The sequence below is a fragment of the Streptomyces sp. NPDC002232 genome, from assembly GCF_042890295.1.
In the GTDB taxonomy this organism is placed as follows: Bacteria; Actinomycetota; Actinomycetes; order Streptomycetales; family Streptomycetaceae; genus Streptomyces.
In genome coordinates, this window is the sequence record NZ_JBIARV010000005.1 from 605,606 (window position 1) to 628,907 (window position 23,302).

At 74.2% G+C, this 23,302-nt stretch carries 21 protein-coding genes; 5 read left to right on the forward strand and 16 right to left on the reverse strand.

The window, feature by feature from the left end:
* Positions 1-135: 135 nt before the first annotated feature.
* Both ACFYXU_RS25850 and ACFYXU_RS25855 read right to left on the reverse strand, forming a co-directional pair.
* On the reverse strand, positions 136-816 hold the full coding sequence (locus tag ACFYXU_RS25850; RefSeq protein ID WP_384572590.1) for an ABC transporter ATP-binding protein: 681 nt from the start codon (positions 814-816) through the stop codon (positions 136-138).
* The gene (locus ACFYXU_RS25855) at positions 813-1,889 is read right to left on the reverse strand and encodes an ABC transporter permease (protein WP_389406381.1); all 1,077 of its coding nucleotides are present in this window, start codon (positions 1,887-1,889) and stop codon (positions 813-815) included. Before ACFYXU_RS25855 ends, ACFYXU_RS25850 begins: the two co-directional genes overlap by 4 nt.
* 112 nt (positions 1,890-2,001) lie before the next feature.
* On the opposite strand from ACFYXU_RS25855, the gene ACFYXU_RS25860 reads away from it, so the two are divergent.
* Both ACFYXU_RS25860 and ACFYXU_RS25865 read left to right on the forward strand, forming a co-directional pair.
* Positions 2,002-3,174 carry a histidine kinase gene (locus ACFYXU_RS25860; RefSeq protein WP_389406382.1) on the forward strand — a complete coding sequence of 391 codons (1,173 nt, stop codon included), beginning with the start codon at positions 2,002-2,004 and terminating at the stop codon, positions 3,172-3,174.
* 2 nt (positions 3,175-3,176) lie between these two features.
* A complete protein-coding gene (locus ACFYXU_RS25865; RefSeq protein WP_329852105.1) occupies positions 3,177-3,803 on the forward strand; it encodes a response regulator transcription factor in 627 nt (208 codons plus the stop codon).
* On the opposite strand, the gene ACFYXU_RS25870 is transcribed toward ACFYXU_RS25865, so the two are convergent.
* The 8 genes from ACFYXU_RS25870 to ACFYXU_RS25905 all read right to left on the reverse strand — a co-directional run bounded on the left by ACFYXU_RS25870 (position 3,793) and on the right by ACFYXU_RS25905 (position 11,125).
* Positions 3,793-4,017, reverse strand: coding sequence for a hypothetical protein (locus tag ACFYXU_RS25870; protein ID WP_329852104.1), 225 nt, complete (start codon positions 4,015-4,017; stop codon positions 3,793-3,795). The two genes, ACFYXU_RS25865 and ACFYXU_RS25870, sit on opposite strands and share 11 nt — an antisense overlap.
* A gap of 128 nt (positions 4,018-4,145) precedes the next feature.
* Complete coding sequence (locus tag ACFYXU_RS25875; RefSeq protein WP_389406383.1) at positions 4,146-4,706, reverse strand: amphi-Trp domain-containing protein; 561 nt, start codon at positions 4,704-4,706, stop codon at positions 4,146-4,148.
* The gene (locus tag ACFYXU_RS25880) at positions 4,703-5,143 is read right to left on the reverse strand and encodes a hypothetical protein (RefSeq protein ID WP_389406384.1); all 441 of its coding nucleotides are present in this window, start codon (positions 5,141-5,143) and stop codon (positions 4,703-4,705) included. The genes ACFYXU_RS25875 and ACFYXU_RS25880 overlap by 4 nt, the downstream gene beginning before the upstream one ends.
* A 33-nt stretch (positions 5,144-5,176) precedes the next feature.
* On the reverse strand, positions 5,177-5,668 hold the full coding sequence (locus ACFYXU_RS25885) for an SHOCT domain-containing protein (protein ID WP_376513154.1): 492 nt from the start codon (positions 5,666-5,668) through the stop codon (positions 5,177-5,179).
* 46 nt (positions 5,669-5,714) lie between these two features.
* Positions 5,715-5,912: a hypothetical protein gene (locus ACFYXU_RS25890; protein ID WP_329852098.1), complete on the reverse strand. Its 198-nt coding sequence runs from the start codon at positions 5,910-5,912 to the stop codon at positions 5,715-5,717.
* 121 nt (positions 5,913-6,033) lie between these two features.
* Positions 6,034-7,671, reverse strand: a complete 1,638-nt coding sequence (locus tag ACFYXU_RS25895) for an MFS transporter (RefSeq protein ID WP_389406385.1) — start codon at positions 7,669-7,671, stop codon at positions 6,034-6,036.
* 189 nt (positions 7,672-7,860) lie between these two features.
* Positions 7,861-10,545 (reverse strand): LuxR C-terminal-related transcriptional regulator, encoded by a 2,685-nt coding sequence (locus ACFYXU_RS25900; protein WP_389406386.1) that lies wholly within the window; start codon positions 10,543-10,545, stop codon positions 7,861-7,863.
* 262 nt (positions 10,546-10,807) lie between these two features.
* Complete coding sequence (locus ACFYXU_RS25905; RefSeq protein ID WP_376513148.1) at positions 10,808-11,125, reverse strand: DUF5955 family protein; 318 nt, start codon at positions 11,123-11,125, stop codon at positions 10,808-10,810.
* A gap of 195 nt (positions 11,126-11,320) precedes the next feature.
* Here ACFYXU_RS25905 and ACFYXU_RS25910 point away from each other — a divergent pair, with 195 nt between their 5' ends.
* Complete coding sequence (locus ACFYXU_RS25910; protein WP_389406387.1) at positions 11,321-11,935, forward strand: NTP transferase domain-containing protein; 615 nt, start codon at positions 11,321-11,323, stop codon at positions 11,933-11,935.
* A gap of 225 nt (positions 11,936-12,160) precedes the next feature.
* Positions 12,161-13,783: a malate synthase A gene (gene aceB, locus ACFYXU_RS25915; protein ID WP_376513145.1), complete on the forward strand. Its 1,623-nt coding sequence runs from the start codon at positions 12,161-12,163 to the stop codon at positions 13,781-13,783.
* A gap of 155 nt (positions 13,784-13,938) precedes the next feature.
* Here aceB and ACFYXU_RS25920 read toward each other — a convergent pair whose 3' ends face one another.
* Together ACFYXU_RS25920 and ACFYXU_RS25925 are read right to left on the reverse strand one after the other, a co-directional pair.
* Positions 13,939-15,756: a hypothetical protein gene (locus ACFYXU_RS25920; RefSeq protein WP_389460153.1), complete on the reverse strand. Its 1,818-nt coding sequence runs from the start codon at positions 15,754-15,756 to the stop codon at positions 13,939-13,941.
* 194 nt (positions 15,757-15,950) lie between these two features.
* On the reverse strand, positions 15,951-16,889 hold the full coding sequence (locus ACFYXU_RS25925; RefSeq protein ID WP_389406389.1) for a fibronectin type III domain-containing protein: 939 nt from the start codon (positions 16,887-16,889) through the stop codon (positions 15,951-15,953).
* A gap of 164 nt (positions 16,890-17,053) precedes the next feature.
* On the opposite strand from ACFYXU_RS25925, the gene ACFYXU_RS25930 reads away from it, so the two are divergent.
* Complete coding sequence (locus tag ACFYXU_RS25930) at positions 17,054-17,686, forward strand: hypothetical protein (protein ID WP_376513140.1); 633 nt, start codon at positions 17,054-17,056, stop codon at positions 17,684-17,686.
* 22 nt (positions 17,687-17,708) lie between these two features.
* Here the strand turns inward: ACFYXU_RS25930 and ACFYXU_RS25935 are convergent, their stop codons facing one another.
* From ACFYXU_RS25935 to ACFYXU_RS25950, 4 genes are all read right to left on the reverse strand, one after another.
* Entirely contained in the window at positions 17,709-18,467 is a 759-nt protein-coding gene (locus tag ACFYXU_RS25935) for an aspartate/glutamate racemase family protein (RefSeq protein WP_389406390.1), read from the reverse strand.
* Between the two features lie 191 nt (positions 18,468-18,658).
* Positions 18,659-20,107 (reverse strand): nucleobase:cation symporter-2 family protein, encoded by a 1,449-nt coding sequence (locus ACFYXU_RS25940; protein ID WP_376513136.1) that lies wholly within the window; start codon positions 20,105-20,107, stop codon positions 18,659-18,661.
* A 307-nt stretch (positions 20,108-20,414) separates the two neighbouring features.
* Complete coding sequence (locus tag ACFYXU_RS25945) at positions 20,415-21,803, reverse strand: 8-oxoguanine deaminase (protein ID WP_329852059.1); 1,389 nt, start codon at positions 21,801-21,803, stop codon at positions 20,415-20,417.
* 48 nt (positions 21,804-21,851) lie between these two features.
* Positions 21,852-23,270, reverse strand: coding sequence for a nucleobase:cation symporter-2 family protein (locus tag ACFYXU_RS25950; RefSeq protein ID WP_389460156.1), 1,419 nt, complete (start codon positions 23,268-23,270; stop codon positions 21,852-21,854).
* Positions 23,271-23,302 lie beyond the last annotated feature (32 nt).

The following is a 23,302-nucleotide window of genomic DNA, read 5'->3' on the forward strand; positions in this document are numbered from 1 at the left end:
GGGTGGGGGGGCCTGGGCCACCCCCCCCCCCCCGGGGGGGGGGGGGGGCCCCCCCCCCCCCGGGGGGGGGGGGGGGCCCCCCCCCCCCCGCGGGGGGCCCCCCCCCGGCCGTTCTCCGTCCTCCGTGACCGGCCCTCAGGCCCGTACCGACTCCGTCAGACGGCCGTCCTGGACCGTGACCGTGCGGTCCGTGCGGGCCAGGTGCGTGCGGTCGTGGGTGACCAGGACCGTCGCCGTCCCGCGCTCCGCCGTCAGCGTGGCCACCAGGTCCATGACCGCCGCCCCCCGCTCGTGGTCCAGCGCGCTCGTCGGCTCGTCCACCAGGAGCACGGACGGCTCGTTCATCAGGGCCCGCGCGATGTTCACCCGCTGCCGCTGACCGCCCGACAGCTGGTGCGGGCGCCGGTGCGCCTGGTCCGCGAGGCCCACCGCGCCGAGCAGGTCCATGGCCCGGTCCCGTACCGCCTTCGGCGGGCGCCCGGACAGATGGGCCATCACCTGGAGCTGCTCCACCGCGCTCAGCGACGGCAGCAGGTTCGGCTGCTGGAACACGATCCCGATGTGCTCCCGGCGCAGCTCCGCCTTGGCCGCGGCGGTGAGGCCGCCGGTGTCCGTACCGGCGACGGCGACCCGCCCCTCGTCCGGCGTCACCAGGGTGGCGGCGACGGCCAGGAGGCTGGACTTGCCGGAGCCGGACGGGCCGACGACGGCCGTGAGCGTACCGGCGGGGACCGTGAGGGAGACGGCGTCGAGGGCGGTGAGCCGGCCGTCGCCGTCGGGGTAGGTGAGGGTGACGGCGTCGAGGACGAGGCTCATCGGGCGCTCCCGAGGGCGGTGAGGGGGTCGACGGCGGTGATCCGCCGGATGGACAGGGCGGCGCCGAGGAGGCCGAGGACGACGATCACCGCGGCCGGCCCGAGGACCGTGAGCGGCTCCAGGACGAACGGCACGTTCCCGCCGCTGACGAGGGCGCCGATGCCGACCGCGAGCGCGGTGCCGAGCAGGGTCCCGGCGGTGAGCATGAGGACGGCCTGCCCGAGGGCGTCCTTGAGGAGGTACGGGGTGGAGGCGCCGAGCGCCTTGAGGACGGCGACGTCACCGCTGCGCTGGATGGTCCAGACGGTGAAGAACGCTCCTATGACGAGCGCGGAGATGGCGAAGAGGAAGCCGCGCATCAGCTGGAGCGAACCGTTCTCGGCCTGGTAGGACCCTATGGCGGTGAGCGCGCCGTCGAGGGTGCGCGCCTCGGTGCCGACGGCCTCGTCACCGGCCGCCCAGTCCACGCCGTCGCCGCTCAGCGCGATGACGGTGGCCTGCTCCTGGGCGGTGGTGCCGCTGTGACCGAGCTTCTGCCAGTCGTCGAGGGAGGTCCACACCACGGGCGTGTGGCTGTACGAGGCGTCGCCGGAGACCGCGGAGACGGTGACCTCCAGCGGGCCGAGGCGCACGGTGTCGCCCTCGGCCACGGCCAGCTCCTCCGCCGCCGACTCGGACAGGACCGCCCGGCCCGCGCCCACGGCCCCCGGCGCGAGGCCGGCGTCCGGCTCCGAGCCGAACGCGGAGACGGCAGCCGTGCGGTCCCCCGCGGCGGCGTTGAGGGTGCGGATGCCGAGCGGATCGGCCTCCGTCACCCCGGGCCGGCCGGCCCACCCGCGCCACTGCTCCTCCGTCACCGTCGAGTTGGTGAAGGAGACCGACTGCCCGGACGGCGGCGCCGCGAAGGCCAGCCGGTCGGCGGGCAGACCGGTGATCGCCGAGACGTTCTCTCGCGCGAGTCCGGCGGTCAGCCCGGACAGCAACCCCACCAGCAGGGTGATCAGCACGATCACCGTGCCCATGAGGGTGAAACGCCCCTTGGCGAATCTCAGGTCTCTCCATGCCACGAACATGCTGACCAGAGTGGTCCGCGAGGTGCCCCGCGGGCATCGCGCCACGGATGGCTCCGCAATCAAACTTTCGGTTGAGTCCGGGCGGGCGCCCGGTGTCTACGCTGGTGGGACCATGGATCCCCGCTCCCTCACCCCCGCCCTGCGTGCCCTGCGCCTCTGTCTGCACCTCCTCATGGCGGGCCTGCTCGTCCTGGCGGCGGTACGGGCGCACACGACCGCCGGGACGGTGGCGGCGGTGCTGATGGGCGTGGTCTACGCGGCCGGTTCTTACCTGCCGGCCGTGCGGGACTCCCAGCGGGCCGCGGCCGTCTGGCTGGCGGTCCTGGGAGTGGCCTGGCTCGCGCTGCTCTGGCTCACGCCGGAGGCGCTCTGGCTGGCCTTCCCGCTGTACTTCCTCCAGCTGCACCTGCTGCCCACCCGCTGGTCCCTGCCGGCCGTGGTCCTGACGGCGGGCGCGGCGATCCTCTCGTACGTGGGACACGGCGCCGGCCTCAACCCGGGGGTGTTCATCGGGCCGCTGCTCGGGGCGGCGGTCGCGGTGGCGACGGTCCTCGGCTACCAGGCCCTGTACCGGGAGAGCGAGCGCCGGCGGCGGCTCATCGAGGAGCTGATCGCGACGCGCGCGGAGCTCGCGGCGGCGGAGCGGCACGCGGGGACGCTCGCCGAGCGGGAGCGGCTCGCCCGGGAGATCCACGACACGCTCGCCCAGGGCCTGTCCTCGATCCAGCTGCTGCTGCGGGCGGCCGAGCGGGTGCTCCCGCCGGACTCCCCCGCCGCGGGGCACATCGGCCGGGCCCGTGAGGCGGCCCAGGACAATCTGGCGGAGGCGCGGCGGTTCGTCCGGGCGCTGTCCCCGCCGGACCTGGAGCGCGGTTCGCTCGCCGCAGCCCTGGAGCGGCTCTGCGAGCCGGTCGCCGCGGGGGCCCCGGAGGCGGGACCCCGGGTGCGGTTCTCGGTGAGCGGCACCCCGGCCGAGCTGCCGACCCCGTACGAGGTGGCGCTGCTGCGGATCGCGCAGTCGGCGCTGGCGAACACGGTGCGGCACGCCTCGGCCTCGCGGGCGGAGATCACCTTGTCGTTCATGGACGCGTCGGTGACCCTGGACGTGGTCGACGACGGCCGGGGCTTCGACCCCGCCTCCGTACGCCCCTCCTCCGACGGCGGTTTCGGGCTCCCGGCGATGCGCTCGCGCGCGGAGTCGCTGGGCGGCACGTTCACCGTCGAGTCGGCGCCCGGCCAGGGCACCGCCGTCGCCGTCTCCCTCCCCCTCCCCGCTGGAGCCTGATCATGACCATCCGACTCCTCCTCGCCGACGACCACCCGGTGGTACGGGCGGGCCTGCGCGCGGTCCTCGACACCGAACCCGGCTTCGCCGTGGTCGCGGAGGCGGCCACGGCCGAGCGGGCGGTGGAGCTGGCCGCGGCCGGGGGCGTGGACGTGGTCCTGATGGACCTCCAGTTCGGGCCCGGGATGCACGGCTCGGAGGCGACGGCGGCCATCACGGCGGCACCGGGCGGGCCGAAGGTGCTGGTCCTCACGACGTACGACACGGACGCGGACATCCTGGCGGCGGTCGAGGCGGGCGCCTCCGGCTACCTCCTGAAGGACGCGCCGCCGGAGGAGCTGGCGGCGGCGGTCCGCACGGCGGCGGCCGGGCAGTCCGCCCTCGCGCCGGCGGTGGCGCACCGGCTGATGGACCGGATGCGGACGCCGGCGGAGGCCCTGACCAAACGCGAGCTGGAGGTCCTCCAGCTGGTCGGCGAGGGCCTGTCGAACCAGCAGATCAGCAAGGCGCTGTTCCTCAGCCAGGCCACCGTGAAGTCCCACCTGGTGCACGTCTTCGCGAAGCTGGGCGTGGACTCGCGGACGGCCGCGGTGGCCGCGGCGACGGCGCGGCGGCTGATCAGGCGGTGAGGCCGTCCGTCCGCTCCTCGGCCGACACGGCGGTCCTGGCGCCCATGAGGTCCTGGAGGGACCTCATGCAGGGCAGGCAGTGCCGGTCCGTCGGGGTTCCGTCCGCTCCGCGGTCGACGCGCTGACCGCAGAGGCTGCTGACCGCCTCCTTGGCGATCACGTGCCAGACCGGAAGTCCGCTGGAGTGGTCGGGCGCGATGTGCATCTCGTACATGGCAGGTTCCGTTCTCCGGGGGTCCGGGTCCCACCCAACTCGCGCCCGGCGGCACCGGCACGGCGACCAGGTCAAGCGGGTGAAATCGAAGCACTCGGACCCCCGGGACCCCCGGGAGTACCCCCGGCTCACGCGGATTTCTTGGCGGACGACTTCTTGGCGGCCGATTTCTTGGGCGCGGGCTGCTTGGGTGAGGCCTTCTGGGCCGGTGACGTGGGCTTTTTGGACGCCGGCTTCTTGGCAGGGGGCGCTGACTTCTTGGACGAGGCCTTCTTGGCTGAGGCCTTCTTGGACGCGACCTTCTTGGCTGAGGCCTTCTTGGCCGGGGTTTCCTTCGCCACGGCCTTCTTCGCCGGGGCCTTCTTGGCCGGTGCCTTCTTCGCCGGGACCTTCTTGCCCTCGGGTTTCCCGGCGGGAGGCTTCTTCGCCGCCGCCTTCTTCGGCGCGGGTGGCTCGGGCGCGCCGTCGATCGGCCACTTCAGCTCGATCTCCAGCTCGATCTCGCCGTCCTCGACCTCGAACTCCACCTCGGCGCGGAGCGTCTCGGGGATCTTCAGGCTCAGCACGCCGGGCCCCACCCGGAGCTCGGCGTCCCCGCCCGCCCTCAGCGCGGCGGCGAGCGATTCGAGCTGGGCCGCGGCCTCGGCGCGGGACATCGCGCCCTTCTGCTCGAACTTGAGGTCACTCACGGCTGCCTCCCGGTGCCGGAGCCGCCCCCGGCGTCCGCGGGATCGACGCACAGGGCCCAGATGATGAATCCGGACATCGCGATCATGATGACGGACCACCACGGGTAGTACGGCAGCGACAGGAAGTTGGCGATGACGACGAGCGCGGCGATGCCGATGCCGGTGTACCGCGCCCAGGCCGCCGCCCCGAAGAGCCCGAAGCTGACGAGCAGGGCGACGATGCCGAGGCAGAGATGGATCCAGCCCCAGCCGGTGACGTCGAACTGGAAGACGTAGTTGGGTGTGGTGACGAAGACGTCGTCCTTGGCGATCGCCATGATCCCCCGGAAGATGCCGAGCAGTCCCGCCAGGGCGAGCATGACGGCGGCGAACATCCGCAGGCCGCCGGCCCACGCGTACTTCGCCGATGACGTGTGCCCGCTGTGCGTGGAGGTCATCTCAGACTCCCCTCTCCTTGTCCCGGGCCCGTCTCATGGACGGGGCGAGGTGCTGCCGGTGTCGGCGGGCGTGGTGGTGCCGGTGCCGGCGGGCGCGGACGCGCGGTCGTCCTTCAGGACCATCTCCTTGGCCTTGCGGAACTCCTCGTCGGTGATGTCGCCGCGGTTGCGCAGGTCGGAGAGGCGGGACAGCTCGTCGGCGTGGCTGGTGCGGGCGCCGCTCCCGGCGGTCTCGCGCACGTAGGCGTCGAAGGCCTCCTGCTTCTTGACCGCGTGCTCGACCTCCCGGTGGCCCATCCCCTTGCCCCGGGCGATGACGTAGACCAGCACGCCGAGGAAGGGCAGCAGGATGACGAAGGCCAGCCAGCCGGCCTTGCCCCAGCCGCCCATGCTGTGGTCCCGGAAGATGTCGGCGATGATCCGGAAGAGCAGGATGAACCACAGGACCCACAGGAAGAACCACAGCATGGTCCAGAAGGCGCTCAGCAGTGGGTAGTCGTAGGCGAGGTAGATCGGTGTGTCCATGTCCGTGCTCCGTTCCGGTTCCTTCTCGTGCCGGGGTCCACGGCGGTCACTCCGGCAGCCGCCGCAGTTCCACCACGTGCAGTCCGAGCGACTGGAAGCGGGCCAGTAGGCCGTACAGGTGAGCCTCGTCCACGAGCGGGCCGTACAGCACCGTCTGGCCGGAGATCATCACGTGCTCCAGCTCGGGGAAGGATCCGATCAGCGTCTCGGACATGAGGCCGTCCACGCGGATCTCGTACTGCATCGCGTGTCCCTCCCGTGGCGACTGTCACCTGGTGGGTCGTGCCCGTCCCTTCCGGCCGTTCCTGACCTTGCTCCGATGGTCCGCCTTCACCGGCCCGCCCGCCTCACCCCGCGCGGGTGAGTCAGTCGCGGGACTCGGGCGCGTCCGGGGCCGGGTCCTCGGCGTCCCGCTCGCGGCCCCCGCCGGTCGCCCCGCCCGCACCGGGCAGACCGCGTGTCACCAGGAAGCTCGCCAGGGTGATGCCCCCGGTGGCCAGGACGGCCGCCTTGAGGCCGTTCAGCTGGGCCGAGGCGTACGAGTCGGTGACGGCCTCCACCTCGTGCGGCGGCAGCCCGGCGTCCTCCGCCGCCGCGTGGACCTGGTCGGTCGGGACGAAGCTGACGCCCGACTCCAGGGCGACGCTCGTCTGCTGGCGGGCCGCCTCCGAGAGCCTCGGGTCCTGTTCGACCTGGGTCGTGAAGGCCTGCGCCAGGGCTCCGATCAGCATCGAGCCGATGAGGGCCGTGCCGAGGGCGGAGCCCAGGTTCTGGGCGGTGAACTGAAGGCCCCCGACCTCGCTGCGCTCCTCCTCCCCCGCGCTCGACTGGACGACGTTGCCGAGCTGGGAGGCGAGCAGCCCCGTGCCCAGGCCGAGGAGCGCCATGGCCCCGAAGAACTGGGCGTCGTCGAGGACGGGGTCGATGGTGGCGAGGAGCCAGCCGATCGCGGCGAGCAGCACCACCAGGGCCAGCCGCACGATCCGCCGCGGGCCGGCCCGGCGGCCGAGCCCCGCGCCGCCCAGGGAGGCCACCAGCATCGTGACGGAGACCGGCAGGAGCCGCAGTCCGGTCTCGAACGCGTCCAGGCCCTGCACCACCTGGAGGTACAGCGGGATCGTGAAGAACAGTCCCAGCAGGATGAGGTTCTGGCTCACCAGGCTCATCAGGCCCGAGGACAGGGCGGGTCTGCGGAACAGCGCCAGGTGGACCAGCGGATCGGCGCCGCGGGCCTCCCGCCGCTCCTCCCACACGCGGAAGAAGTACAGGACGAGGACGCCGGCCCCGACGACGAAGAGCGTGGGGGCGAAGCCGAGGACGGTGAAGGGCGGGTTCCGCGGCTGCACCCACCCCCAGCTGCTGCTCTGGAGGACGCCGAGCACACCGAGCCCGAGGCCGACCGCCGAGAGCACGGCGCCGACGACGTCCAGGCCGGGGCGGCGGCCCACCGGCGGCCGCTTCGGGATCGCCCCCTGGCACAGGAGCACGGCCAGCACCACCACGACCTCGCCCGCGAAGACCAGGCGCCAGGTGAGGTACGTCGTCACCCAGCCGCCGAGCAGCGGACCGACCGCGATGCCGGCCCCGGCCAGTCCCCCGATGACGCCGTACGCCACGGAGCGGTCGCGGCCCCGGTAGGACTCGGCGACGAGGGCCGCCATGGAAGGGAGCACCAGGGCGGCGCCGAGCCCCTCGACGACCGACCAGCCCAGGGCCAGGACCCACAGGGTGGGCGCGACGGCGGTCACGGCCGAGCCCACGCCGTAGACCGTCATGCCGATCAGGAAGACGCGGCGCCGGCCCAGGATGTCCCCGAACCTGCCGCCGATGAGCATGAAGGCGGCCATGACCAGGGCGTACAGCGTGATGACGGCCTGGATGGCGGTGACCTCGGTGTCGAAGTCCTCGACGAGCTGGCTGATGGAGACGTTCATGACGGAGGTGTCCAGCACCATGAGGAACTGGGCCGTCCCCAGCACGATCAGAGCGCGCCAACGTCTCACGGTCGCCACCTCGCCGGACCCGGACCGCCGGTGCCCCCGGCGGCGGAGGGGGTGAGCACGCCCTCCGCGCCCATCACACCGGAATCGGCCGCCTTCCGCCTCACCCGCCCCGGGTGACGCCGGGCGCGGGACGGCGGGCGGCGGACGGTCACGCAGTCCCAGCTCGCGGGCGCGGCGGACGGCGGACGGTCACAGCAGTCCCAGCTCGCGGGCGCGGCGGACGGCCTCGTTGCGCCGGTGCACCGACAGCTTCCGGTAGACGCTCTTGAGGTGGGTCTTCACGGTGTTCACCGACACGTAAAGGTCGGCGGCGATGTCCTCGGTCGACATCGCCCGGGCGAGCCGCTCCAGGACGTCGCGCTCCCGCTCGCTGAGCCCCTCCACCGGGGTTCCCGGTCCGGGGCCGGTCGCCGCCGGGCCGTGCCGCGGGTCCGGTCCGGGCAGCAGCCATCCGGTGGCCCGGGCCCGCAGTGACGCTTCCGCGAGGTAGGGGTCGATCCAGCGGCCGGTGCTCCGGAAGGGGCCTCTGAGGTCCTCCCGACGGCCCTCGGCGAGGGCCTGCGCGAGCAGCTCCCGGGCGGTGGCGGGGTCTCCGTCCAGGGCCGCCGCCCGGGCCCGTACGAGCGCGGCCGGGACGGTCACCGCCGGTCCAGGGCTCCCCCGGGCCGCGAGCGCGTCCAGCTGCCGGAGAGCGGCCGCGGGGTCCCCGGCGGCGAGGTGGGCCCGCGCCAGGGCGACGGCGCAGAGCGACCGGCCCCCGTCGGCCCGGTCCCCGCCGGCCTGCCGGAGGGCTTCGACGGCCGCGTCGGGGCGGCCCTCGGCCAGGTGGACGTCCGCGACGACCAGGGCGGCGGTGCCCGGCGCCCAGGGCGACGCGTCGGCGGCCGGGACGGGCCGGGCCGCGACGGTCAGCGCGGCGTCCGTCCGCCCCCGGGCCAGCAGTACCCCGGCGGTCACGGCGCGGACGGCGGCGGCCGGCACCGGGTCGGGGGACGAGAACGCGGGCACCCCGGCGAGGAGCGCCTCGGCGCGGTCCACGTCGTCCCGGCCGAGCGCCACGGCGGCCAGGACCACCTGCCCGAGCCCGGAGCCCCGGGGCGGGGTCAGACCGTGCCGCTCGGCCTCAGCGGTCATCGCGAGGACCGTGCGCTCCGCCGCGCCCGGCCTCCCGTCGAGGTGGTCGAGGAACGCCAGGCGTTCGAGTGCCTCCATCCTCGGAAACGCCGTGGACGCCGTACGGGGCCCCTGGACCACCGCGGTGAGGGCCTCACGGGCCTCGTCGAGGCGTCCGGCCCAGAGCGCGGACGAGCCGGTGTGGGTCAGCAGCAGGGCGTGGAGTTCGGGGTGGTCCTCCAGGAGCCGGGACGGCAGGCGGGGCACGAGGTGCAGGGCGGCCCGGGTGGCCCGCTCCGCCAGGCGCGTCGAGCCGGCCAGCCGCCCGGCGAGCGCCTCCAGGAGCGCACAGGTCAGCCGGGCCTCCGGGGAGTCGCCGTCGCCGGACGCGAGCCGCTCCTCGGCCCGGCTCAGGTGGGCCAGGCCCCGGTCGAGGTCGGACCGGGCCAGCTCGCGGGCGGCGCGGACGAGGTCGACGGCGGGGTCGGGCGAGTCCCCGTCCCTCCCCGCGAACCAGTCGACGGGCTCCCCCGGTCCTCCCGGGCCGGTGAGGAGCCGTCCGATCTCCAGATCGTCCACCAGGGCCCGCGCGAGGTAGGTCCAGTCCCGCGCGGCGGCGCCGTGGGCCAGCAGCTCGGGCAGGCTCCCGGAGCGTCGCAGCCCGTGCGCGGCCCGCCGGTGGAGCTCGGCCTCCAGGCCGGGGGCGCGCCGCCGCAGATGGGCGAGGAGGATCTCCCGGAACAGTGGATGGAGCCGGTACCAGCCCTGTCCGAAGTCCTCGACGAAGGCGTTCCCCCGGTGCAGGTCCGCGAGGATCGCGGCGGCGTCGCGGCGCCCGGTCAGGGCGTCCGCGAGGCCGGGGCGGAAGCGGTCGAGGACGCTGACCCGCAGCAGCAGGTCCTGGGTCTCGGGGGGCTGCCGGTCCAGCACCTCGGCCAGCAGGAAGTCGGCGATCGTGCCGCGTCCCGCCTCGAACTCCTTCAGGTAGAGCTCGGGGTCGGGGCTCGACCGTGCCGCCAGGGCGCTCAGCCGGAGGCCGGCCGCCCAGCCCCGGGTGCGTTCCACCAGCGCGCGGGCCACCGGGGCGGCCAGGGTGAGACCGTGCAGCTCCAGGAGGTCGACGGCCTCCTCCGTGGTGAAGGCCAGGTCGGCGTCGCGGATCTCGGTGATCTCTCCGGCGAGGCGGTAGCGGTGGAGCGGGAGGAGGGGTTCGGTACGGCTGACGAGGACGAGGCGCAGTCCCGGCCGCGCGTCCCGCAGGACGGACTCCAGTTGCCGCGCGACCTCGGGGTCGGTCATCCGGTCGAACTCGTCGATGACCACCGTGACGGGCCGGTCGTGCCCGGCGAGTTCCCGGGCGAGGCGGCTCAGGAGCGAGTGGTGGACGCGGGTGGCGTCGGCGGGGAGGCCGACGGCGGTGGGGACCGGCACGCCGTGGGCGTTCAGGGACTGGAGCAGCTGGGCCCAGAACGTCCCGGGGCCCTCGGCCGTCGCGTCGAGCGTGAGCCAGGTGACGGGCTGCCCGAGGCGCGCGGCCCAGTCGGCGACCAGGAGGGTCTTGCCGGCCCCGGCGGAGCCGTTGACCACGGTCAGCGGGGTGAGCAGCGCCTGCGCGAGGTGTTCGGCCAGCCGGTCGCGGCGCAGGAAGGTGCCGGGGCGCGCGGGCAGGGCGAACCGGGCCCGCGGGAACGGGTCCCCGGGCGGGTCGGCGCCTTCGGCGTCCGGGGTGCCCCGCGGGGCCCCTCGATCCGTGGCCGCCACGTCCACCACCGCCTTCCGGCCCGGCCTGCCGAGGCCCGGTCATCCCCCTCAGGATGGAAGGCTTCCCCCCGAACCGGCCACCGCACAGGACCGTGCGCACCCCTGGGGGGTACTCGACGGCCCCGGCCACGGGGACCCTTCGGGCGGGGTCTCGGGCGGGGGCCTATGGGGGCTGGGAGGCCGGCGGTACATCGCTCGGGGGCCCGGTCGAGGGCTACCGTCCGGCCGGTGGCGGGCCGGGCCGCCGGGCCCCGTCGTGGTGCTACCGTCCGGCCGGTGGCGGGCCGAAGAGGTCGACGGCGCGCCGGACCGCCTCGAGGCCTTGGGCGAGGGCGCTGACGGAGCCGACGGAGCCGGCGACGAGCAGCAGGGAGCGGCGCAGCCGCCGCACCTCCGGGTCACCGCTGAGCGCCATGGCGTCCAGGGCGGCGAGCTCGTCCTCGGCGATGCCCCGGTCGGCGAACTCGACCCGGTGCGCGGCCAGTTCCCGTCGGAGCCGGGACACGGCGGACCGCAGTTCGGCCACCCTGGGGTCCACGCCCTCGCCGGTCACTCGCCTCTGCCCCACGCTTCGCAACATGGTTCTCCCCCCGCACAGCACTGTGCGCAGAACTCCGTACGACGAACACTCCGAGCACTCCGAGCCGACCCCCCGGACGGCGGTCGGGCGCCATGAGTGGGGGTCAGTTAACTCCTTCGCCACCCCGGCGCGCCACCCCCGGTGGAGGGAATTCAGGCGACCGTGTGATTCCGCCTGATGAGGTATGCAGATCCTATGAAAGCTGTGGAAGATCGAACCCCCGTCGTCGCCGGACTCCTGCTCGCCGCCGGAGGCGGACGCCGGCTCGGAGGGCGCCCGAAGGCGCTGCTGACGCATCGGGGGCGGCCCCTGGTCGAGCACGCCGTGGGGGTGTTGCGGGCGGCGGGCTGCGAGGTGGTGCACGTGGTGCTGGGCGCGTCGGCGGAGCTCGTACGGGAGCGGGCGGAGCTGCCGGGGTGCGTCCTGGTGGACAACCCGGACTGGGCGGACGGGATGGGTTCCTCGCTGCGGGCGGGGCTCGGCTCGCTGGCCGCCGATCCGCGCGGTGTGGACGCGGCCCTTGTCCTGCTGGTCGACCAGCCGGGCATCGGGGCCGATGCGGTGGCCCGGGTCCGGGCGGCGTACGGCTCGCGGGACGCGCTGGCGGCCGCCTCGTACGACGGGGTGCGCGGCCATCCGGTGCTGTTCGGCGCCGGGCACTGGGCGGGCATCGCGGAGACGGCGGTGGGCGACCGGGGGGCGCGGGACTACCTGGCGGCGCACCGGGATGCGATCACCCCGGTGGACTGTTCGGATGTGGCCGAGCCCTACGACATCGACACGGAGGCGGATCTGTCCCACCTGGAGTGAAGGGTCTGGCACCGAGCGCCATGTTCTGTCGATCCGGAGAATCTCGACATCAACAAACCATTGAACTTCCACCATGAGGAAACTAGTATCCACTGTTCAGAAGCGCCTGCTCGTTCAGAAGGCGCTCGCGGCCGTATCTCGGCGCCTGCGGCACTCCGTGCCGAACACGACGCCCGGCGGCCGCCTGGCACCGCCCGTGAAGTCCGCTGAAGGAAGTGACAGTTCATGTCCGCACCAGCGCCGTCCCCCCTGGCCGTCGTCGATGCCGAGCCCCTCCCGCGTCAGGAGGAGGTGCTCACCGAGGCCGCCCTGGCCTTCGTCGCCGAACTGCACCGGCGGTTCACCCCGCGCAGGGACGAGCTCCTCGCCCGCCGAGCGGAGCGTCGCGCCGAGATCGCCCGTACGTCCACCCTGGACTTCCTTCCGGAGACCGCCGCGATCCGCGCCGACGACTCCTGGAAGGTCGCGCCGGCCCCGGCCGCCCTGAACGACCGCCGCGTCGAGATCACCGGCCCGACGGACCGCAAGATGACGATCAACGCGCTGAACTCCGGCGCGAAGGTCTGGCTCGCCGACTTCGAGGACGCCTCGGCGCCGACCTGGGAGAACGTCGTCCTCGGCCAGGTCAACCTGATCGACGCGTACACCCGGAAGATCGACTTCACGGACCCGCGGTCGGGCAAGTCGTACGCGCTCAAGCCGGCCGACCAGCTCGCCACCGTCGTCATGCGGCCGCGCGGCTGGCACCTGGAGGAGCGTCACCTCACCTTCGACGGACGCCCGGTGCCCGGCGCGCTCGTCGACTTCGGCCTCTACTTCTTCCACAACGCGCAGCGGCTGATCGACCTCGGCAAGGGCCCGTACTTCTACCTCCCGAAGACCGAGTCGCACCTGGAGGCCCGCCTCTGGAACGACATCTTCGTCTTCGCCCAGGACTACGTCGGCATCCCGCAGGGCACCGTCCGCGCCACGGTCCTCATCGAGACCATCACGGCCGCGTACGAGATGGAGGAGATCCTCTACGAGCTCCGCGACCACGCCGCCGGACTGAACGCGGGCCGCTGGGACTACCTCTTCTCCATCGTCAAGAACTTCCGTGACGGCGGGGCCAAGTTCGTCCTGCCGGACCGCAACGCGGTCACGATGACGGCCCCGTTCATGCGCGCGTACACCGAACTCCTCGTGCGGACCTGCCACAAGCGCGGCGCGCACGCGATCGGCGGCATGGCCGCGTTCATCCCGTCCCGCAAGGACGCCGACGTGAACAAGGTCGCCTTCGAGAAGGTCAAGGCCGACAAGGACCGCGAGGCCGGCGACGGCTTCGACGGCTCCTGGGTCGCCCACCCCGACCTGGTCCCGATCGCGATGGCCTCCTTCGACGCCGTCCTCGGCGACCGGCCGAACCAGAAGGACCGGCTCCGCGAGGACGTCTCCGTCGCGCCCGGCGAGCTCATCGCCATCGACTCGCTCGACGCGAAGCCCACGTACGACGGCCTGCGCAACGCCGTCCAGGTCGGCATCCGCTACATCGAGGCGTGGCTGCGCGGCCTCGGCGCCGTCGCCATCTTCAACCTGATGGAGGACGCGGCCACCGCCGAGATCTCCCGCTCGCAGATCTGGCAGTGGATCAACGCCGGCGTCGTGTTCGAGAACGGCGAGACCGCCACCCCCGAGCTCGCCCGCGCGGTCGCCGCCGAGGAACTGGCCGCGATCCGCGCCGAGATCGGCGAGGAGGCCTTCACGGCCGGCCGCTGGCAGCAGGCCCACGACCTGCTCCTGCACGTCTCCCTGGACGCGGACTACGCCGACTTCCTGACGCTTCCGGCGTACGAGCAGCTGGTCGGCTGACGCACCCCGTCGGCCGACCGCACAGCGGCCGTACACCTCTTGAACAGGGCTCCGCCCCCGGTGTCGCACAGCACCGGGGGCGGAGCCCTTTCGACGCGGAACCACGGGGGCCGGGGCCCTCGGGGACGCACCTCGCGGCCGGGTGACGGCTGCCGTCACGGGAGGGCGATGCCGAGGGGGTGGAGAACCCGCTCCGTCTCGTGCCGGTCCGCGGCGGCCATCGCGCGGACCAGTGCGGCGGAACCGCCCGGCCAGGCCGCCGCCGCCTCGTCGAACGCGGCACGCCGGGTCTCCAGCGGCCCCTTCTTGGCCGGCAGCGCGTCGAGCACCCGCAGGGCCCGGGCCGAGGTCCGCACCTGGATCGGGTCCGCCTCCTCGCCCCGCTCCCGCAGCGCCTCCAGGGCGTACGCGCCGACGACCGGGTCGCGGAGGGCACCGCGCAGGGCCTCGGGCGGTGCGGCGGCCGTGTCGAGGACCGCGAAGAGCTCCCGGGTGGCGGCCGCCCGCGAGGTGCCGGCGTGGACGGTGCCGAGGGCGGCGAGCAGCCCGGCCCAGGCGTCGGGGGTGTCCGCGCGCGCGCGGAGCCAGTCGGCGAGCACCCGCGCGGCGACGGTCGGGGACCAGCCCCCGGCGGCGGCGACCACCTCCGGCGCGGTCCACGCGGCGGCCTCGGCGGCGTCGGGCGCGGCGACCCCGCGCACGCCGAGCAGATAGCGGACGACGCCCGCACCGCGCGGGGTCAGCCCGAAGGCGTCCCCGGCGCGGAAGACCAGACCGGTGGCGGCGAGCTGGTCGAGGACCGCGGCGAGGTCGCGGGCCGGTCCCTCCAGCCGCGCCCGGTCGGCCTCGTCGAGACCGGTGGTGCCGAGCAGACGGACGAGCTCGGGAAGGGGCGGGACCGTGTACGGGCCGGGTGACGCGTCCGGCGCGGCCCCGCCCCGCACCGCCGCGTCCGGCACCGTCACGGGCACGTCCTCCAGGGCCGGGTCGACGGACCAGTCCTCGTACTCGGCGGCCTTGCGGGCGACGGAGTCGGCCGAACAGCCGCGCTGGTAGACCGCGTACAGCAGGTGCGGCGCCTCGTCGCCGTAGGGCTCGAACTCCTCCTCCGTGAGCTCCTCGACGACGGCGATGAGGAGGTCGGCGCCCTCCTCGACGGGCGCCGCCTCGATGGCGGGCGGCGGGGGTTCGGGGGCGGCGGGGTCCCCGTAGTAGTCGAGGTGCTCGTCGAGGAGGGCATCGGCGAGGACGAGATGGGGGAAGGCCTCGGGTCCGGGGGCGAAGCGCGCGTACGGGCCGGCCAGCTGCTCGGCGAGCCCGGCGGCGGTCCACCGGTCCTGGAGCGCGGAGGCGAGGCGGCCGATGCCGGACGCGACGGCGTGGTCGGTGAGCAGCGGCCCGGAGGCGGGGGGTGCCTCGGCGTCCCGGACGTAGGCGCGGGTGAGGGCCTCGGCGAGCAGGACGTCGGCGAGCGCCGTCCGCCCCATGAGGTGGGCGCGGCGCACCCCGGCGGGGAGCGGCGCGCCGTCGAGGGCGGCGAGCCGGCGCCGCACGTCCTCGGGATCGGCGAGGTCGGCGCCGCAGGTCCGCAGGAGCGAGGCGTACCAGCGGTGCCAGGTGAGGTTGCCGGGGTCGTTCATGGCCCGCTCGAAGTCGGGCGCGGCCTCGGCGAGGACCACGGCGACCCGCTCGCGCCGCCCGCCGTCGAAGCGCGCGGCGAGGGCGCCGAGGACGGCCGGATAGGCGGCGAGCTCGCCGGGCGGCGCGTAGACGAAGGTCGGCAGGTCCTCCACGAGGAGCTGCCGCACGAGCCCCGGCGTCGGCTCGGGCACCCCGGTCGCCCGGTCGGCTCCGCGGAGGGCGAGGAGCCCCAGGACGGCTTCGGCGGCCCGCACGAACGCGGGGTCACGATGCTCGGGCGCTCCGTCGAGGAAGCTGTCGAGCCCGGTGTTGGTGAGAACGGTCTCGGCCACGCTTCCCAGGGTAATTCCGGGGGACCGCTTCCGGCGGGCAAGGACCCCGCGTCAGGAGTGTCGGCGGAGCGCGCGGGCGGCGGGGGCGAGGCGCCGGACGCGGCCGGCCCGCGGCGGCACGGCGAGGGGTCCCGCGCGGGGCGCTCGCCCGGCCGTCGGCGGGTGGGCGCGATTCCGGCCGGGCGGTGGCGACTTCAGCGGACGACCACCGTCCTCGGTGCCGAAAAGTCGCCCCAGGTGCCGTCGGGGAGGCGGGCGCGGAGGGTGACGGTGTAGCGGGTGCCCGGGGGGTCCTGGACCGGGAAGGTGTAGGTGGCGCGGCCGGGGGGCGGTGTGGTGCCCCAGATGATCGTGGTGGTGAAGCGGCCGTTGAGGTGGAGCTCGTGGTCCGTGACGGGGGCGCCCGTCTTCGGCGGGATCCAGGTCAGGGTGATCTCGCCCTTGCCGGCCGTGGCGGTGACGTCGCGCGGGGCCGTGTTCGGCGGGGCGCCGGGGGCGGACGCGGTGGTGAGGTCGGCCGGCGCGCTGTCCGGGGAGGAGTTCTCGGCGGCGTCGCGGGCGCGGACCGTGAACGCGTAGGCGGTGCCCGGGCGCAGGCCGGTGAGGCGGGCGGTGGTGGCGGTACCGGGGACGGTGTGGACGCGGACGTCGGCCTGGTAGACGTCGTACGCGGTCACCCGGGTGTCGTCGCGGGCCGGGGCCCAGTGGAGGGTGGCGGCCCGGGCGCCGTCGGGGGTGGCGCGGAGTGCGCTCGGCGCGGTGGGGGGCGTGCGGTCCTCGGCGGCGGCGCGGAGGGTGGTCGCGGTGACGGTGGCGCTGGGGGGCGAGACGTTGCCCGCGGCGTCGTGGGCCCGGACGGTGAAGCGGTGGCGGGTCGCGGGGGTCAGGCCGACGACGTCGGTCATGAGGGTGGTGGCGGGCAGGTCCTTGACCTTCCGGCCCTCGCGGTAGACGGCGTAGCCGGTGACGCCGCGGTCGTCGGTGGACGCGCTCCACATGACGTGGACGGTGCTCGCGCTGCCGGCGGTGGCGGTGACCCCGGAGGGGGCGGTGGGCGCCGCGGTGTCCTTCGGCGCGGGGGCCGCGGCGCCCTCGCAGGCGGTGAGCGCGAGCGTCATCGCGAGCGCGAGCATGGCCAACAGGCTTGCGGCGAGCGGGCGTTGCACGAGCCGACCTCCGTCCGTCGAAATGGTCCAGACCTATATCGCACAGTCGGCCCCGACTCGGCAAGGGGGCGTTGTCAGTGGGGTGCGCTTCACTGGAATCGTCACGCTCCGTAGTCAATCGAGGGGGATTCATGACGGACCGTACGACCTATGTGGCGTTCGCCGGGATGCGGCGGCGCGGCTGGAGCGACGCGATGGTGCGGGAGCTGCTCGGCACACCCGACGTGCAGGGGCGCGATCCGCGCCGCTGGTCCCTCGCGCCGGTGCGGCTCTATCTCCTGGCCCGGGTGGAGACGGTGGAGCGCACACCCGGGTTCACCGAGGCGGCGGCGCTCTGCCGGACCCGCGCCACGGCCTACGGCGTCCACGCCGAGCGGCGGCGGGCCGCCGTGCTGGCCGCGATCCGCGCGGAGCCCATCGAGGTGCCCCTGCTGCCCCGGCCGGAGCTGGAGCGGCGGGCCGTGCGGCACCGGCACCTGCTGGGGGCCCGGAGCCCCGGGCCGCGGCGGGAGGGCGCACCGCCGGAGACGGCGGCGGCCCGGCCCGCGCCCGTGCCCCCGCCCTCCGGGGCGCTGGTGCGGTGGCAGGTGAGCTATCTGCGGCACGCCCTCGCGCGGTACGAGGCGCTGCTGGACGGGCTGTACGGGGAGACCGGCCGGGGCGAGGCCGAGCGGCTCCTGAGGCGCCGGCTGTACGAGGCCATCGCCGCCGCGTACCCACCGCTGGCCCGGGAGTGCCGTCGGCGGATGGAGGTGGAGCGGTGAGGCGCCTGCCGGGTGGGTGCGGTCAGTGCCGGGGCTCCCGCGCCGCGAGGCGGGTGAGCGCGCGGCAGGCCGCCGGGATCGGGGCGACGACCTGGACCGCGCAGCGGGCCCGGAGCGCCTCGGCGGCCTCGCCGAGCGGGCCGCCGCCGATGACGACGGCGCGGGCCCCGTCCCGTTCGGCGCAGGCACGGACGGCGTGCTCCAGCCGGTCGAGGAGGAGTTCCGGGTCGGCGGCGAGGCGTTCGGGGGCGCCGGCGGTGAGCCGGAGGCCGGTGTACCGGTCGGCGAGGCCGAGGGCGGTCACGCGCGCGTGGATGGTGTCGGCGAGGAGCGGGGTGACGGTGGCGATGCCGAAGGGGGTCCCGCCGTCGGCCGCCTCCAGGAGCGCGGCCTCGCCGAGGCCGACCACGGGGACGCGGACCGCCGCGCGGAGCGCCGCGAGGCCCGGGTCGCCGAAGGCGGCGACCAGGAGGGCGGCGCAGTCTCCCTCGTGCACGGCGCGGCGCCCCGCGGCGAGGACCTCGGGGGCGGCGGCGCGCAGGGCCTCCGGATCGGTGAGCATGCGCGGCCCCCGGGCGGCGGTCACGCCCCGGACGGGGAGGGCGGGCCCCAGGGCGCGGCGGGCGAGGGCGGTCATCGTCGCGGTGGTGGCGGCGGAGGTGTTGGGGTTGATCAGGACGACGGCCCGGGGCGCGGTGCGGTCCGCGTGCGCCGCGGACCTGGGCGTCGTGCCCTCCGCGTGCGCCTCGGCCCCGGACTCCGTACGGTCCGACCTCGCCACACACCGAGGCTCCGTACGGTCCGCCCACACCACGGATCCGGGCGGCGTACGGTCCGTACCCGCCGCAGCCTCACGGTCCGTACGGTCCGCACCCGCCGCAGCCCCGCCCTCCGTACCCTCCGCACACGCCTCGGCCCCGGGCCCCGCGGTGTGCGCGGGGTCCGGGGCGGGCGGTGGGGCGAGGAGCGGGTTCAGTGGACGTGCGCCGCCTTCGCCGACGCGCTGCCGGAGATCTCGTCGCCCGGCTCCATGGGCGCCGTGACCTCGTCGGCGTCGCGTCCCCGGCCCAGGTGGTTGAAGACCACGTTGAGCAGGACGGCCGCGACGCAGCCGGTGGAGATGCCGGAGTCCAGGATGATCTGCGCGGTCTCCGGGAAGGCGTGGTAGAAGTCCGGCTTGGTGATCGGGATGATGCCGACGGCCAGCGAGACCGCCACGATCAGCACGTTGTTGTCCTTCTCCAGGCCGGCCTTGACCAGGGTCTGGATGCCGCTCGCGGCGACCGAGCCGAAGAGGACGACGCCGGCGCCCCCGAGGACGGGCCGGGGCACGACCGAGATGAGCGAGGCGGCCACCGGCGAGAGGCCCATCAGGACGAGGAAGCCACCGCCGGCGGCGACGACGAAGCGGCTGCGGATCCTGGTCATGGCGACGAGGCCGATGTTCTGCGCGAAGGCGCTGCACATGAAGCCGTTGAAGAGCGGGCTGAGCGCGGAGCCGAGGGTGTCGGCGCGCAGTCCGGCCGCGATGGTCTTCTCGTCGGCGGGCCGCTCGACGATCTCGCCGAGCGCCAGCATGTCGGCGGTCGACTCGGTCATCGAGACCAGCATGACGACGCACATGGAGATGATCGCGGCGAGGGCGAACTGCGGGGCGCCGAAGTGGAAGGGCGACGGGAAGCCGACGATGTCGGCCTCCTGCACGGGGGTGAAGTCCGTGACGCCGAAGGGGATGGCGATGAGGGTGCCGAGGACGAGGCCGACGAGGACCGCGACCTGCTTCAGGAAGCCGCGGGTGAAGCGGCGGAGCAGCAGGACCACGACCAGCGTGATGCCGGCGAGCGACAGGTAGGTCGTCGAACCGTAGTCCTTGGCCGCGGGGTTGGGCCCTTGGGCCCAGCCGAAGGCGACCGGCAGGAGGGAGACGCCTATGAGGGTGATCACGGTCCCGGTGACGACCGGCGGGAAGAACCGCACGAGCCGGGAGAAGAAGGGAGCGGCGGCGAAGCCGAGGAGTCCGGCGACGATGATCGCCCCGAAGATCACGGGGAGGGCGTCGGCCTTGTTCTCGGTGGTGTCGACGATCGCGAGCATCGGGGCGACGCCGGCGAAGGTGACGCCGTTGACGAACGGCAGCTTGGCGCCGATCTTCCAGACGCCGAGCGTCTGGAGGAAGGTGGCGAGGCCTGCGGTGAAGAGGCTGGCGCCGGTGAGGAAGGTGAGTTCGGTGCCGGAGAGGCCGACGGCCGCTCCGACGATCAGGGGCGGGGCGACGACGCCCGCGTACATCGCGGCGACGTGCTGGAGGCCGCTGGTGAGCATCTTGAGTGGGGGCAGCGTCTCGTCGACCGGATGCGTCTCGCGGTCTTCGGGGGCGGAGCCTGCTTCTGTTGCATTGCGAACCTGGGGCGTGGCGGCCACGGCGGTTCCTCCGGTCGGTTACGCGTCGGCGGTGACGCGGGGTTCATGGAGGTGGAGCGGAGCGATGCGGGGTGCAGGAGGTGCGGCTCGGTGCGGGGTGGTGCGGTGGGGCGGAGGCGTGCCGCGGAGGGGTGCGGCGCGGGAGGGGACGGGTGCCGGCGTGGGGGTGCGGGCAGGGTTCACCGTCCCGGGTGGTGCAGGACGCGTTGGGCGTCCGGCACCACCCGGTCGGGCTGCCGCGGACCCCGCTCGGGTCCGCGGCGACCGACCGAGGGCCGTCCCCCTCGGTCGGACTCCATGGGGAGGGTCAGCTCTGGGCCGTGATCCGGGCCAGGCGCTGCGCCTCCGCGCGCGCGTCGCGCGCGATCTGCTCCTCGTCGGCGAACAGGAGTCGGTTGTTCTCGACGATCTGCTTGCCGTTGACGAAGGAGGCGGTGACCGGGGCCGCCGCACCGAAGACGATGGCGGAGACCGGGTCGGCGATCGAGGAGTGGCCGAGGCCGTCGATCTTCCAGAGGACGAAGTCGGCGAGCTTGCCGGCCTCGAGGGAGCCGATGTTGTCCGCGCGGCCCAGGACCTGGGCGCCGCCGTAGGTGCCGAGGCGCAGGGCCTGGCGGGCGTTGAGCGCGGCCTCGCGGTGGGCGCCGAGGCGGTTGATGAGGAGCGCGTTGCGCAGCTCGGTGTGGAGCTCGCCGGACTCGTTGGAGGCGGTGCCGTCGACGCCGAGGCCGACGGGGACGCCCGCCTTGAGCATGTCCGGTACGCGGGCGATGCCGGCGGCGAGGCGCGCGTTGGAGGAGGGGCAGTGGGCCACACCGGTCTTGGTGCGGGCGAAGGCCTCGATGTCGGAGTCGTTCATGTGGACGCAGTGCGCCATCCACACGTCCTCGCCGAGGAAGCCGGTGGACTCGAAGTAGTCCGTCGGGCCCATGCCGAAGAGCTCGTGGCAGAACTTCTCCTCCTCCACGGTCTCGGAGCCGTGGGTGTGCATGCGCACGCCGAGACGGCGGCCGAGCGCGGCGCCCTCGCGGAGCAGCTCGGTGGAGATGGAGAAGGGCGAACAGGGGGCGACGGCGACCTGGGTCATGGCGTCGAAGGAGGCGTCGTGGTACTTCCGGACGGTCTCCTCGGTCGCGGCGAGCGCGCCCTCGGTGGTCTCGACGGCGAAGTCCGGCGGCAGGCCGCCGTCCTTCTCGCTGCGGTCCATGGAGCCGCGGGCCAGGGTGAAGCGGACGCCCATGTCGGACGCGGCGCCGATGATGGCGCCGGAGAGGTCGCCGGAGCCCTGCGGGTAGACGTAGTGGTGGTCCATGGCGGTGGTGACGCCACCACGGGCCATCATCGCCAGGGAGCCCTGCGCGGCGGCACGGACCATCGACTCGTCGATGCGCGACCACGTCGGGTAGAGCGCGACCAGCCAGTTGAAGAGGTTGTGGTCGGTGGCGAGACCTCGGGTGATCCACTGGTAGAAGTGGTGGTGGGTGTTGATCAGGCCGGGCGTCACCAGGTGACCGGTGGCGTCGATCCGGCGGACCACGTTCTCCAGGCCCTCGGGCGCCTTGCCGGCGCCGATGGACTCGATCTTGTTGTCGGCGACGACCAGGTAGCCGGAGGCGTACTCGGTGTCGTTCGCGTCGACGGTCGCGATCGCCGCGTTCTCGATGACGATGCGCTGGGCTGCCGAAGGTGCTGCCATGGCGGTGCTTCCTTCATTCCTCGGGGATGGTGTGGGCACGGCAGGACCCTAGGAGGATTTGAGTGCCGGAGCCGCGTGACGGCTCCGGGTGCCGAGATGGTGGAAGAACAGATTGAGCAGGACCGCGACGAGCGCGCCGGCGCTGATGCCGGAGCCGAGCACGGTCTGGGCCCAGGCGGGGAAACCGGCGTAGAAGGTGGGGGCGGCGAGCGGGATGATGCCCGCTCCGAGCGCGACCGCCACCAGGATGATGTTGGAGCTGTCGTCGAGGCCGGCCTCGGAGAGCGTACGGATGCCGCTGACCGCGATCGAGCCGAAGAGGACGATGCCGGCGCCGCCGAGGACGGGCATCGGGACCATGGAGACGACCGCGCCGAGGACGGGGAAGGCGCCGAGGACGAGCAGGGCACCGCCGGCGGTGGCGACCACGTACCGGGAGCGGACGCGGGTCAGCGAGACGACGCCGACGTTCTGCGCGAAGGCGGAGGTCGGGAAGCCGCCGAAGACGGGGCCGAGCAGCGTGGCGATGCCGTCGGTGCGCAGGCCGCGGGTGATGGTCCTGCCGTCGCTGCGGCGCTCGCAGATCTCGCCGAGGGCGAGCATGCCGGCGCTGGACTCGGTCATGAGGACCAGCATCACGATGCACAGGGAGAGGATCGCGGCGGGCTGGAACTCGGGGGCGCCGAAGGCGAAGGGGGCGGGCAGGGCCGCGACGGGGGCCTCGCGCAGGGCGCTGAAGTCCGCCAGGCCGAAGGGGATCGCGGCGAGGGTGCCGATGAGCAGACCGAGCAGCAGGGCGATCTGCTTGACGAAGCCCTTGCCGAAGCGCTGGAAGAGCAGGATGACGACGAGGGTGAAGCCGGCGAGTGCCAGGTACTTCATGGCGCCGAAGTCGGCGGCGGTCTTGTCGCCGCCCTGGGCCCAGCCGACGGGCACGGGCATCAGGGTGACACCGATGAGGGTGATCACGACGCCGGTGACGAGCGGCGGGAAGAAGCGCAGGAGCCTGCCGAAGAAGGGTCCGACGGCGAGGCAGAAGACTCCGGCGACCATCACCGCGCCGTAGATGGCGGGGAGTTCGTGCCCGGGGGCGGTGGTCTCGGCGATGGCGAGCATCGGGGCGATGCCGGCGGACGAGGCGGCGTTCACGAACGGGAGCCGGTTTCCGGCGAAGCGTCCGAGGCCGAGGGTCTGAAGGATGGTCGCGCAGCCGGCGATGAGCAGGCTCGCCGCGATGAGCCGGGTCATGCCGGCGGCGTCCAGGCCGACGGCCTGGCCGATGATGAGCGGAGGGGTGACGACGCCGGCGTACATCGCGGCGATGTGCTGGAGTGCCGCGGGGACGAGCCGCGAGGCGGGGAGCTTCTCGTCCACCGGGTGGCAGTCGGCCGGAGCCGGGCCGTGGGTGGACGGAGGGGTGGAACACGGGCCTTCGGCGGTTGCCGGCCCCTTTGCAGGCTGTGCCATGAGATTCCCTCCGGTCTGGTGCGGCCCCCGCC

Coding starts and splice junctions, on each gene's coding strand:
- ACFYXU_RS25850 (WP_384572590.1), bottom strand. CDS start 816: ATGAGCCTCGTCCTCGACGCCGTCACCCTCACCTACCCCGACGGCGAC.
- ACFYXU_RS25855 (WP_389406381.1), bottom strand. CDS start 1,889: ATGTTCGTGGCATGGAGAGACCTGAGATTCGCCAAGGGGCGTTTCACC.
- ACFYXU_RS25860 (WP_389406382.1), top strand. CDS start 2,002: ATGGATCCCCGCTCCCTCACCCCCGCCCTGCGTGCCCTGCGCCTCTGT.
- ACFYXU_RS25865 (WP_329852105.1), top strand. CDS start 3,177: ATGACCATCCGACTCCTCCTCGCCGACGACCACCCGGTGGTACGGGCG.
- ACFYXU_RS25870 (WP_329852104.1), bottom strand. CDS start 4,017: ATGTACGAGATGCACATCGCGCCCGACCACTCCAGCGGACTTCCGGTC.
- ACFYXU_RS25880 (WP_389406384.1), bottom strand. CDS start 5,143: ATGACCTCCACGCACAGCGGGCACACGTCATCGGCGAAGTACGCGTGG.
- ACFYXU_RS25885 (WP_376513154.1), bottom strand. CDS start 5,668: ATGGACACACCGATCTACCTCGCCTACGACTACCCACTGCTGAGCGCC.
- ACFYXU_RS25890 (WP_329852098.1), bottom strand. CDS start 5,912: ATGCAGTACGAGATCCGCGTGGACGGCCTCATGTCCGAGACGCTGATC.
- ACFYXU_RS25905 (WP_376513148.1), bottom strand. CDS start 11,125: ATGTTGCGAAGCGTGGGGCAGAGGCGAGTGACCGGCGAGGGCGTGGAC.
- ACFYXU_RS25910 (WP_389406387.1), top strand. CDS start 11,321: ATGAAAGCTGTGGAAGATCGAACCCCCGTCGTCGCCGGACTCCTGCTC.
- aceB (WP_376513145.1), top strand. CDS start 12,161: ATGTCCGCACCAGCGCCGTCCCCCCTGGCCGTCGTCGATGCCGAGCCC.
- ACFYXU_RS25925 (WP_389406389.1), bottom strand. CDS start 16,889: ATGCTCGCGCTCGCGATGACGCTCGCGCTCACCGCCTGCGAGGGCGCC.
- ACFYXU_RS25930 (WP_376513140.1), top strand. CDS start 17,054: ATGACGGACCGTACGACCTATGTGGCGTTCGCCGGGATGCGGCGGCGC.
- ACFYXU_RS25945 (WP_329852059.1), bottom strand. CDS start 21,803: ATGGCAGCACCTTCGGCAGCCCAGCGCATCGTCATCGAGAACGCGGCG.
- ACFYXU_RS25950 (WP_389460156.1), bottom strand. CDS start 23,270: ATGGCACAGCCTGCAAAGGGGCCGGCAACCGCCGAAGGCCCGTGTTCC.